This window comes from Herbaspirillum sp. YR522 (assembly GCF_000282575.1).
Classification (GTDB): domain Bacteria; phylum Pseudomonadota; class Gammaproteobacteria; order Burkholderiales; family Burkholderiaceae_D; genus Herbaspirillum.
This window is the reverse complement of the sequence record NZ_AKJA01000078.1, coordinates 1-11,779: the sequence shown is the minus strand read 5'-3', so window position 1 is coordinate 11,779 and position 11,779 is coordinate 1. Positions and strand designations below refer to the sequence as shown.

Here is an 11,779-nt window from a genome sequence, read left to right as displayed (position 1 = left end):
GGCCGATGGCGGCGGCCAGCGACGCCAGCATCGGCGCCTCGCCACTGAGCAGCAACCGGGCAGGCGGCGGCTGCAACAGCGGCGCCAGCGCGTGCAGCAGCGTGGCGGGCGGGTCGCCCTGGGCCGACCAGTCGAGGTGATGAACCCATCGCCCCGGTAGGTCGAGCCAGGTCTCATCGAGATCGATGTGCAGTATGCCGGCGTCGGCTGCGTGGTGTGCCCGGCGCAGGAAGGAGGCGATGCGCGTTTCGCGCAGGGCGATGGCCCCGGGCCGCAGCCGCAGCGAACTGGCCAGGGCGCTGCGGTCTTCGATATCCACCACGGAGGGAAACAGCGCCAGCACCCGTACGTCGTCCCCACCCGGGCCTGCCTGTCCCAGCAGGCAATAATGCGCCACCAGTTCTTCTTGCGACGGCGCATGCCTGAGCGCCATCTCGGCCTGTACTTGCGCCAGGCGTTGCAATTCGGTGGCCATGGCCGGCAGGGTCAGTGGCACGGCACACGCGGCGTGCGCTCCGAGCGCGGTATCGAGCACGCCATCGTCGACCCGGCACTGGGACAGCAGGGAGCGTGCGGCGCTGCACAGCAGGTCGAGGTCGGTGATGCGCCCGCGGCGGCAGATGACCTGCGCGAAACGATGCTCGGCCAGGCCTCGGAGTTGCAGCCGGGAGCGGCGACGGACCACGGCCAGTCGCAGGTGCTGGCGCCCGACGTCAAGCCCCACGCCGTGACGCGGCGTGGTCGGCAGCAGGGGAACGCGGATGGGAAGTTGGAACATTGCTCAGCCTTTCGGGGGAATCGGGTGCGTGGCTAGCTGGCTGGCGGTGGCGGCGAGTCGACACGAGGCGATTGTTCGCCAGCGGCGGGACGCGCGGCAATAGAGGAAGTTTGATGTTGCCGTCGCAATTGGATGGGGCCTGCCCCTCCCGGCTGCGCCCGTTCACGTGTTTCGTTTGGTCTATTTGCAACAAATGGCGCACCAGGCACGGTGTCGCCGATACCAGTCAATTGCGGTACGTTGACGGGCAGATGCTGGCCGATCAGGTCGGCCGCAGCGGATTTGCCGGCGATGCGCGAAAAAACCGTGTTTCTGGCAGCTGCCGCAGGGGATGCAGGGCGGGGATGGCGCGGCGGAGCCGCTATAATGCGGTCTTGTCAGTTCAACCCGGCTTCGGCCCGCTTTATCGCTCACCCTCGCTTATCTCGCATGTCTTTACCTCCAACCGCTGGCACCAGGCCGGCACCGGCCGGCCAGCCAGAGCAGGGGCCGGCGCCTAGAAAGCGCCTGCACTGGTCGCTTCGCATCGTCCTCGGCCTGTTCGGCATCCTCTTCGGGGTGGTGGCGATGGCCGCGCTGGGCGTGACCTTCATCGTCGCGCTCACCTATCCCAAGCTGCCCGACCTCGATACCCTGACCGACTATCGTCCCAAGATCCCGCTGCGCATCTTCTCGGCCGACGGCGTGCTGATCGGCGAGTTCGGCGAGGAGCGCCGCAACCTGGTGCACTTCAAGGATATTCCCGAGATCATGAAGAAGGCCGTGCTGGCCATCGAGGACGATCGCTTCTACGAACACGGCGGGGTCGATTACCAGGGTATTGCCCGCGCGACCTTCTCCAACCTGTCCGGCGGCAGCGGCGGCGCCAGCACCATCACCCAGCAGGTGGCGCGCAATTTCTTCCTGACCAGCAACGAGCCGACCTTCCTGCAGAAGGCCACGCGCAAGTTCTTCTACGAGATCCCGCTGGCCTGGAAGATCGAGAACAACCTCAGCAAGGACCAGATCCTCGAGGTTTATATGAACCAGATCTACCTGGGGCAGCGCGCCTACGGGTTTGCCTCGGCCGCGCAGATCTATTTCGGCAAGCAGCTCAAGGAGCTCAGCATCGCCGAGTCGGCCATGCTGGCCGGCCTGCCCAAGGCACCGTCGGCCTACAACCCGGTGGTCAACCCCAAGCGCGCGCATGCGCGCCAGCAGTACATCCTGTTGCGCATGCGCCAGCTGGGCTATATCACCGAGGCCCAGTTCCAGGAAGCGCGTGACGAAAAACTGCGGGTCAAGGGCGACAGCTCGGCCTTCGGCATGCACGCCGAATACGTGGCCGAAATGGCGCGCCAGCTGGTCTATTCGCAGTACAAGGACGAGACCTACACGCGTGGCCTGAACGTCTTCACCACCATCACCAAGACCGACCAGGACGCGGCCTACATCGCGCTGCGGCGCGGCATCATCGACTACGAGCGCCGGCACGGCTATCGCGGCCCGGAAGGCTACATGGACCTGCCCGAGGGCACGCGCGAAGTGGTCGAGGACGCCATCGAGGTCGAGTTGGCCGACCACCCCGACAGCGACGACATGATCGCTGCGGTGGTGACCGAGGCCAAGCCGAAGGAGATCACCGCGGTGCTGGCCACCGGCGAGGAGATCACCATTGCCGGTTCCGGACTGGGCTTTGGCGCCAACCTGCTGTCGGACAAGGCGCCGCCGCAGAAGCGTATTCGCCGCGGAGCCATCATCCGGGTGTTCCAGGATGGCAAGAACTGGATCATCACCCAGATGCCGGAAGTGGAGTCGGCCTTCGTCTCGGTCAATTCCCAGGATGGCGCGATCCGTTCGCTGGTGGGCGGCTTCGATTTCAACCGCAACAAGTTCAATCACGTCACCCAGGCCTGGCGCCAGCCGGGCTCGTCGTTCAAGCCTTTCATCTATTCGTCCTCGCTCGAGAAGGGACTGTCGCCGGCCACCGTCATCAATGATGCGCCGCTGACCTTCACCCAGACCGGTGGCCAGGTGTGGCAGCCGAAGAACTACGGCGGCAAGTTCGAAGGCCCGATCTCGATGCGGCGCGCGTTGCAGAAGTCGATCAACCTGGTGTCGATCCGGATCCTGGAACGGGTGGGCGTGAAGTATGCGCAGGAATACATCACCCGCTTCGGTTTCGACGCCGACAAGAATCCGCCGTACCTGACCCTGGCCCTGGGCGCGGGCGCGGTGACGCCGCTGCAGATGGTGGGCGCCTACTCGGTGTTTGCCAACGGTGGCTACAAGATCAGTCCCTACCTGATCACCAAGGTCACCGATGCCAATGGCGCGGTGCTGTCGCAGGCGCGCCCGGCCACCGCCGATGACGAGTCCAACCGTGTCATCGACGCCCGCAATGCCTTCATCATGGACAGCATGCTGCGTGACGTGGTGCGCCACGGTACGGCGGTCAAGGCGATGTCGCTCAAGCGCACCGACCTGGCCGGCAAGACCGGCACCACCAACGATTCGATGGATGCCTGGTTCGCCGGCTATCAACCCGGCCTGACCGCCATTGCCTGGATCGGCTACGACCAGCCCAAGAGCCTGGGCGATCGCGAAACTGGCGGCGGGCTGTCGTTGCCGGTGTGGATCAGCTATATGTCGAAGGTGCTCAAGGATGTGCCCAATGTCGATCGCAAGGTGCCCGATGGCGTGATCGAGTCGGCGGGCGAGTACTACTATGCCGAGTACCCGCCGGCGGCCATGGTGCGCGACCTGGGCATGGGCGAGCGCGCCGGCCTGACGCCGGAAGAAGAAAAGGCCAAGACGCAGATGAAGAACGAATTGTTCTGAGCGCTTGTCGTGCCCAGGAAAAACGCCGTGCATCGCAGGATGCCCGGCGTTTTTTCATGACGCGGCCAGCTGCGGCCAGCCGCGATCAATTCGGCTAGAGACCGGACATCACATGACTCAACTGGCGCATGGCGGCCAACGTGGGCAGCTCGTCCTGCTCCACGCCGTGGTCGCTCAGCTTGACGATCACGGTGTGGGTGGTGGGATTGACGTAGATATATTGGCCGAACACGCCGATGGCCGAGAAGTCGCGATCGCCGGCGTTGCCTGGCGGGATCCACCAGCCATCGCGATAGGCCAGTTTCTGCTCGCCGTTGATCACCTGGCGCGGGGTCTGCGCCCACTGCGGGCTGACCACCTGGTGCGTGCCGGCGCGCCCCTGGTCCAGATACAGCAGGCCGAGCTTGGCAAAATCACGGGCCGTGGCGTTGATGCAGCAGAATGCCTTTTCGATGCGATGTTCGTCGCTGTCCACGCTCCAGGTGGCGTCCTGCTCCATGCCCAGCGGTTGCCACAGCACCCGGGTGGCATATTGCGACAAGCTCTGGCCGGTGGCCCGCGCCAGCACCCGCGACAGTATCAGGGTGTCGACGCTGCGGTATTGCTGCTGCGTGCCGGGCGCAAAGCGCAGGCCGTGGCGCCTGGCAATGAAGCTGGCCAGGTCGCGGCTCAGGTACATGCGCACCACCGGCGACGTGAGCGAGCCGCCGTAGCGCTCGTCGACGTCGATGCCGCCGCGCATGTCGAGCAATTGGCCGATGGTGACGCCGGCATAGGCCGGCGCGATCTCGTCGGCACCGAGGTAGGTGCCGATCGGCTCGTCGAGCGACCTGATGCGGCCCTCGGCCAGGGCGGCGCCGGTCAACGTGGCCACGACCGACTTGGCCACCGAGAACGAGGCGAAGCGCGAGTCGGCATCGAAGCCGCTGGCGTAGTGCTCGAAGGCGATCTTGCCGTCCTGCACCACCAGCAGCGCACGGGTGTGGGTGACGGCCAGAAATTCGGTCAAGGCGATGTCGCTCCCCCGGTGCCAGGGCAGTCGCAGGCCATCGACGGCATGGGGTTGCCGCGCCAGCGGCTGGGGCCGCGACGAACGTGCCAGCGGCACGGCGTCGTACAGGCGCCAGGTCTGGCTGCGCGGGGTAAGGTCGAATTGCAGGTCGAACAGCACCGGCAGGCTGGGCAGGTCTGCCTGGCGGCGGGCGACTTCGGCGCCGCCCAGCAGCACCAGCAGTACGGCGGCGAGGTAGCCGGCGCGGGTGGCGAAGGTCTTGTTGGCCATGCGGTGCGGATCAGCCTGCGTGCTGGCGGTACTGGCGATAGCCGCGCGCGCGCAGTTCGCAGGCCGGGCACTTGCCGCAGCCGTGGCCCCAGTCGTGCAGCGCGCCGCGCTCGCCCAGGTAGCAGGTGTGGGTATCGGTGCGGATCAGGTCGACCAGGGCGTCGCCGCCCAGCGAGTGCGCCAGCGACCAGGTCTGGGCCTTGTCGATCCACATCAATGGCGTCTCGATCTTCAGTTGCGTAGCCATGCCCAGGTTGAGCGCCACCTGCAAGGCCTTCATGGTGTCGTCGCGGCAATCGGGATAGCCCGAGAAATCGGTTTCGCACATCCCGCCCACCAGTACGTTGAGCCCGCGTCGGTAGGCCAGGGTCGCGGCCACCGTCATGAACATCAGGTTGCGGCCCGGCACGAAGGTGTTGGGCAAGCCGTTGTCCTGCATGCTGATCTCGACCTCGCGCGTGAGCGCCGTGTCTGAAATGGAGCCGATCAGCGACAGGTCGATCATGTGGTCTTCACCCAGGCGCGCGGCCCATTCGGGCGAGAATGCACGGGTGCTGGCCAGCAGCGCCGGACGCACGGTCAGTTCGACGGCATGGCGCTGGCCGTAGTCGAAGCCGACGGTCTCGACCCGCTGGTAACGCGACAGCGCCCACGCCAGGCAGGTGGTCGAGTCCTGGCCGCCGGAGAACAGCACCAGGGCGCTTTGGGTCTTGAGGGTAGGGGCGATCGGGGTGTCGGTGACGGAGCTGGGCATGGTTTTCTCGTGCGGGTTGCCGCCGGCACCGGTGCGGCGCCGGCCTCGGCTGGCGAAGCTTAGTTGGTTTTACCGACCGAATCCAGTACCTGCTCGATATAGTCGCCGTCGGGATCGGTGAAGCGCAGCTTGACCGGATACCACTCCATCGACGGTGCCAGCCAGATGTCCAGCTTCTGCCCCTGGTTATCCGGCGGCGGCGCGCGGAACACATGCACCGCCTCGGTCTGGCCCTTGGCGGTGTCGATCTTTTCGCGGCCGACCACCTTGAAACTCCACTGTTCGGCATCACGCGGACCGGCGACGAAGAAATTCCATTCCGAGCCGGGTGTCATGCGCGCCGCATTGGCGCGCGCGACAGCCACCAGTTGCCAGGTGATGCCGGTGCGGTCCTGCTCGCCGCCCTGCAAGGGAAACGTCTCGGCCGATTGGGTGAAGGTGATCTTGTTCTGTTCGCGGTTGAAGGTGGTGGTGCTGGGATCGCGCCGCATGCGTTTTTCGACGAAGCGGGCCGGTGCCAGTCCGAAGCCATCGATCTCGCCTTCGCTGCTGGTCTCCAGGATCTTGCCCAGCAGCATGGCTCGGGTCTCGGTGGTGACGCTGTAGCTGTGCTTGCCGTGGGCCCACTTGACCAGTCCCTGGCCCTTCAGGTCGAGACCGCTCTGCTTGGCCTGGATCGAATAGTTCAGCTCGGCCGACGGCGGCAGGTTGACCGCGCGCTTGTCGGTCGGATGACGGTCGTCGGCGGCGCGGGCGGCGGTGGCGGCCAGCAGGCCCATCAATGCCAGTGCGGCGCCGGTGCGGATCAGAACGGACGTTTTTTTCATGGCGGATTCTTCTCTGGTTTGTCTGGGAGGAAAGGCGGCGTGTGGTAGTGGAAGGACCGATCTGGCCGGGACGAGTTCAGCGCTTGATCTCGGACAGCGACATCTCGAGGTAGTCGCCATCCTTTCGGGTGTCGGTATAGCGCAGGCGCACCGGATACCAGTCGTGCAGCGGAGCGAACCAGATGTCGATGCGCTGGTCGTAGGACCCCGGCTTGGGCATGCGCACCACGTGCCAGGTCCGGACGGTGCCGGCCGGTACCTGGATTTCTTCCTGGCCCAGCACCTGGACTCGCCACAGTTCGCCGTCGCGCACGCCGGCCACGAATAGGTCGATCACGGCATCGGGCCGATAGCGGGAAGCATCGCCGCGGCCGATGGCGGACAACTGCCAGATCAGGCTGGCGCGGTCCTGTTCGCCGCCCGCGCGGGGGTAGGTTTCGGAGGAAGACGAAAAGTTGATGATATTGCGTTCACGGTTGAAGTGCGTGTTGGTGGCCGCGCGGCGCATGCGTTTTTCGGTGTACAGCTCGGGCGACACCCCCCATTGGTCGATGGCGCCGCTGCTGCTGAAGTTGAGGAAGGTGAACAGAAAATCCTCGGCCCGTCCGTCCAGCCGATAGGTCTTGCCGTCGGTCTTCCAGTCCAGGGTGCCGTAGCCGCGCACCGGCATCTGGTTGTAGCTGGCCAGCACGTCGTATTGCAAGCGCGCCGTGGGCGGCGGGTCGGTATCGTAATGGGTGCCGGCGGCGGGCTCGGCGGGTTGCGCGGCGATCGGTGGCGCCGGTTGCTCGCTGGCGGCGGCGGGTGCGGTGGCGGAACCTGCTGCGGACTCGGCTGCCGGTGCGGCTGCTTCGGCAGCGCTGGCTGGCGTGGTACCGGCAGCAACGGGCACGCGCTCCACGGTCTCGCGTATCGGTTCGTCGGGTGGCTCGATGGCGGGCTCGCGGCTGGCCCGCGGCGGTCTCGGCGGCACCGGGCGCGCCTTGGATGGCGGCGCCTGGCGCAAGATGGGCAGCGACACCGCCTGTTGCGGCGGGGCAACCGGTTGCAACTGTACGGTGATGGCCGGTGCATCCTGTGTGGCGGCGGTGGCAACCAGGTGCTGGCGGCCCCAGTGCACCAGGAACAGGTGCAGGGACAGCGTGAGCACGATCACCACCAGCGCGCGGCGCCAGCGGCCGGGACGGCGGAAAGCTTGTGACATGACCGAAGTGTAGCGCAAGCCCGGTGACCCCGGGCCAACTCGGCCGTTGGCGGCACGCCTGGCGGGAGGACGTACAATGCGTCTTCCCTGCGGCCGAGTACCGCCTTCTACACAGGAAAACGATGAAGCAATCGCTGCACCCCTTACTGCGCCCGCGGGCGCTGATCCGGCAACTGGCGCTCGCCGCGCTGGTGCTGCACACGGCGCTGCCGGCCGCGGCGGCCGAACCCGCGCCGATACGCATCGGCATGATCGATGGCCTGTCGGGGCCCTTTGCCAACGCCGGCGAAGCAGTGGTGCGCAATATCAGCTATGCCATTGACCAGGTCAATGCACGCGGCGGCGTGAAATTGCCGGACGGGCGCCATCGGCTGCAGCTGAGCACCTTCGACAACAAGCTGGGCGTGGAGGATTCGCTGGTGCAGTTGCGGCAACTGACGGACCAGCGCATCCCGTTCGTGATCGAGGGTAACAGTTCGGCCGTGGCGGCTGCGTTGATCGACGCGGTCAACAAGCACAACCAGCGCGAGCCGGGCAATCGGGTGCTGTTCCTGAATTACTCCGCCGTCGACCCGACCCTGACCAACGAGAAGTGCAGCTTCTGGCATTTCCGCTTCGACGCCAGCGCCGACATGCGCATGCAGGCATTGACCGAAGCCATCAAGGCCGATCGCACTACCCATCGGGTCTACCTGATCGGCCAGGACTACAGCTTCGGACGCCAGGTGGCCAAGGCCGCGCGCGAGCAGATCACCAGCAAGCGTGCCGACATCGCCATCGTCGGCGACGAGTTGCATCCGATCGGCAAGATCAAGGACTTCGCGCCCTACATCGCCAAGATGAAGAGCGCCGGCGCCGACGCCGTGATCACCGGCAACTGGGGCAACGACCTGACGCTGCTGGTCAAGGCCGCCAAGGACGCCGGCTTCAACGCCAAGTTCTATACCTTCTATGCCAACAGCCTGGGTGCGCCCGCTGCCATCGGCGAGGCCGGAGTCGGCACCGTGCGCGCGGTGGCCGAGTGGCATCCCAATGCCGGCACGGGTGCGGCCGATTCGGCCAGCGACGTGTTCTACCAGAATTATCGCCAGCGTTATCCGCAACCCAAGGATGATTATCTCTACCTGCGCCAGCAGGTGATGATCGACATGCTGGCAGCGGCCATCGAGAAAGCCGGCAGCACCGAGGCCCGGGCAGTTGCATACGCACTGGAAGGCGCGCATTATCAGAGCGCATTTCATGATGCCACCATGCGCGCGGCCGACCACCAGCTGATCCAGCCGCTGTACCTGATGCTGATGCAGCGCGCCGCCAGCGGTGGCATCCGCTTCGATAACGAAGGCAGCGGCTATGGTTTCCGGACCGAACGCTTCATCCCGGCCGAACAGACCGTGCTGCCGACCACCTGCAAGATGCAACGCCCGTCGCGCTGACGACCGCCGACGATAATAATGATCCACAGGAGCAGACGATGCTGAATCACGACAAGATGCCGGGCGCGGGCTCGGCCGCCGACACGATCGACTTCATGAAGCAGATGTGGGGCAGTGTCGGCACGCCGCCGATGATGATGCCTTCGCTGTCGGTGGAAGATATCAACAAGAAGATCACCGACCTCAAGACCGTGGCGTCCTGGCTGGAGCTCAATCTGAACATGCTCAGGGGCACCATCCAGACGCTGGAGGTGCAAAGCGCCACCCTGTCGACGCTGCAGGCGATGAGCGCGATCATGGCTTCGCGCGGCGCCGACAGCGAACCGGCCGCAGTGCCGGCGGCGGGGTTCCCGTTCGGTTTTCCGATGTGGCCGGGCAGTGCGCCTGCGGCAGCCGACGCGTCGGAAGCGGCAGATACGGCAGATACGGCAGACGCAGCAGATGCGTCCGATGCCTCCGACGCTTTCGCTGCGCGGCAGGAGCCCGAGCCCACAGCCGCGCCGGCGGCGGGCGACGATGCCGGGCCAGGGTTGCCGTCCGGCGCCGACCTGCAAGCCGCCATCGGCAACCCCAACGCATGGTGGAACCTGCTGCAAGACCAGTTCAAGCAGGCGGTCGACAACGCGATGACCCATGTGCAACCGGAGCCAGGCGCCGCGCTCAAGCCCAGCCGGTCGCGTAGCGAAAATAAGACAACCGCGTCCAAGCCCGCCAAGCGGGCCGCCAAAAGCACGGCAAAGGGCGTTGCGAAGTCCGCAACACCGGCTAAAAATGCACAAAAGGCCGCTATATCTAGCTCAACAGTCGGTAAGAAGCGCAAGGTAAGTGAAAAAGCCATCCCCTCTGGGCGCACGGGTGCTGTACAATCCGGGCACAACAAGAAGCCAGCCTCCCGCAAGCCATCGTCCCCCTAATCCACGTAGCGCCGACTGCCAGGGCCTTCCCGGTTCAGGTGAGGGCGATTTGTCACATGCATGACATGTGCTGGACATAGTATGGGAAGTGGTGAATTTCCTTGTTAAAATCAAACACTTAACGCAAATAGGCAAACCGACAATGCTGTACCCAGAATTGTTCAAGTCGCTCGAGCAGGTCCGCTGGAATATGGATAAGGATATTCCCTGGGACCAGTTCGACCCCGCGCTGCTCACCGATGAGCAGGCGCAGACCATCCGCATGAACGCCATCACCGAATGGTCGGCCCTGCCGGCCACCGAGATGTTCTTGCGTGACAACCGTGGCGACAGCGATTTCTCGGCCTTCATGTCGGTCTGGTTCTTCGAGGAACAAAAGCATTCGCTGGTGTTGATGGAATACCTGCGCCGCTTCCGGCCCGAACTGTGCCCGACCGAGGCCGAACTGCACAACGTGCGTTTCGAGTTCGATCCGGCGCCGCCGCTGGAAACCCTGATGATGCACTTCTGTGGCGAGATCCGCCTGAACCACTGGTACCGCCGGGCCGCCGAATGGCACACCGAGCCGGTGATCAAGCAGATCTACAAGATCATCAGCCAGGACGAGGCACGCCACGGCGGGGCCTACCTGCGCTACATGAAGAAGGCGCTCAACGAAGTGGGCGACAAGGCGCGCGCCGCCTTCGCCAAGATCGGCGTGTTGATGGCCTCGGCGCGTCGTACCGAAAAGCCGCTGCACCCGACCAACCTGCACGTGAACCAGGCGCTGTTTCCCAACGATACGGTGCAAAGCCGCTTGCCGGATCCCGAATGGCTCGAGCAGTGGCTCGATACCCAGATCAAGTTCGACGGCGAATGGGAAAAGAAGGTGGTCGATCGCATCCTGCACAACATGTCATTGCTGTTCGAATGCACCTTCGAGTCGGTGCAGGACCTGAACCGCTACCGCAAGGAAGTCGCCGCCCGCATGCTGGCGGCCAGCCAGCCCGCAGCAGTCTGAGTCCGGCGCTGGTGGCCTGCTTCGGCAGGCCCTATCCGCTAGAATCGAAAGCCGCACATCCGTTGCGGCTTTTTTGTTTCCCCAGAACCCATCCGATGACAGGACCCAGGACCCCATGGCCGATTTCGAAGACAAGGTATGTACCCGCGACCAATTGCAGCAGCGCATTGCCAGCCTGCCCCAGCCGGTGGTGATGACCAATGGCGTGTTCGATATCCTGCACCGGGGCCACGTGACCTACCTGGCGCAGGCGCGTGCGCAAGGCGCGTCGCTGGTGGTGGCGGTCAATACCGATGCCTCGGTCAAGCGCCTGGGCAAGGGCGAGGACCGGCCCATCAACACCTGCGAAGACCGCATGGCGGTGCTGGCGGCGCTGGAGTCGGTGTCGCTGGTGGTGTCGTTCGATGAAGATACCGGGCTTGAAGCGGTGCAGCAGGCGCGCCCGCAGGTCTATGTGAAGGGGGGCGACTACGACATGGCCGCCATCCCCGAAGGACAGGCGGTGGCGGCCTATGGCGGCCAGGTGCTGGCGATTGCCTTCGAGCATGATCGCTCCACCACCAAGTTGCTGGCCAAGGTGCGCAAGCTGGCAGGCTGAGCGCAGGCACCCGGCCTGCCGGGTCAATGATGGGCGTGGCCCTTTATGTCGTCCTTGCCCGCTGGCGCAGCGCCGGCCATGTCCTCGACGTTGATCGTGACCTCCACCCGGCCGGCCTTTTCGAACGTCAGGGTCAGCGGCAGCTTGTCGCCCGCCGCCAGCGGCTTTG

10 protein-coding genes are annotated in these 11,779 nt (G+C 65.2%); 5 read left to right on the top strand and 5 right to left on the bottom strand.

Annotated elements, in window-relative coordinates:
* Positions 1-778: hypothetical protein (locus PMI40_RS11580; protein WP_008115396.1), on the bottom strand; the 778-nt coding region annotated here is incomplete at its 3' end.
* 429 nt (positions 779-1,207) lie between these two features.
* Here PMI40_RS11580 and PMI40_RS11575 point away from each other — a divergent pair.
* Entirely contained in the window at positions 1,208-3,598 is a 2,391-nt protein-coding gene (locus PMI40_RS11575; RefSeq protein WP_008115394.1) for a penicillin-binding protein 1A, read from the top strand.
* Between the two features lie 94 nt (positions 3,599-3,692).
* Here the strand turns inward: PMI40_RS11575 and PMI40_RS11570 are convergent, their stop codons facing one another.
* From PMI40_RS11570 to PMI40_RS11555, 4 genes are all read right to left on the bottom strand, one after another.
* Positions 3,693-4,880: a serine hydrolase gene (locus tag PMI40_RS11570; RefSeq protein ID WP_008115393.1), complete on the bottom strand. Its 1,188-nt coding sequence runs from the start codon at positions 4,878-4,880 to the stop codon at positions 3,693-3,695.
* 10 nt (positions 4,881-4,890) lie between these two features.
* Complete coding sequence (gene queC / locus PMI40_RS11565; RefSeq protein WP_008115391.1) at positions 4,891-5,634, bottom strand: 7-cyano-7-deazaguanine synthase QueC; 744 nt, start codon at positions 5,632-5,634, stop codon at positions 4,891-4,893.
* Positions 5,635-5,693: 59 nt separating this feature from the next.
* Entirely contained in the window at positions 5,694-6,461 is a 768-nt protein-coding gene (locus PMI40_RS11560; RefSeq protein ID WP_008115389.1) for a DUF3108 domain-containing protein, read from the bottom strand.
* Between the two features lie 76 nt (positions 6,462-6,537).
* A complete protein-coding gene (locus PMI40_RS11555) occupies positions 6,538-7,665 on the bottom strand; it encodes a DUF3108 domain-containing protein (protein WP_008115386.1) in 1,128 nt (375 codons plus the stop codon).
* Between the two features lie 122 nt (positions 7,666-7,787).
* On the opposite strand from PMI40_RS11555, the gene PMI40_RS11550 reads away from it, so the two are divergent.
* From PMI40_RS11550 to rfaE2, 4 genes are all read left to right on the top strand, one after another.
* On the top strand, positions 7,788-9,098 hold the full coding sequence (locus PMI40_RS11550; RefSeq protein ID WP_008115385.1) for a branched-chain amino acid ABC transporter substrate-binding protein: 1,311 nt from the start codon (positions 7,788-7,790) through the stop codon (positions 9,096-9,098).
* Positions 9,099-9,136: 38 nt separating this feature from the next.
* Complete coding sequence (locus tag PMI40_RS11545) at positions 9,137-10,012, top strand: PhaM family polyhydroxyalkanoate granule multifunctional regulatory protein (RefSeq protein WP_008115383.1); 876 nt, start codon at positions 9,137-9,139, stop codon at positions 10,010-10,012.
* A 142-nt stretch (positions 10,013-10,154) separates the two neighbouring features.
* Complete coding sequence (locus tag PMI40_RS11540; protein ID WP_008115381.1) at positions 10,155-11,012, top strand: ferritin; 858 nt, start codon at positions 10,155-10,157, stop codon at positions 11,010-11,012.
* A gap of 115 nt (positions 11,013-11,127) precedes the next feature.
* On the top strand, positions 11,128-11,610 hold the full coding sequence (gene rfaE2, locus PMI40_RS11535) for a D-glycero-beta-D-manno-heptose 1-phosphate adenylyltransferase (protein WP_008115379.1): 483 nt from the start codon (positions 11,128-11,130) through the stop codon (positions 11,608-11,610).
* Positions 11,611-11,779 lie beyond the last annotated feature (169 nt).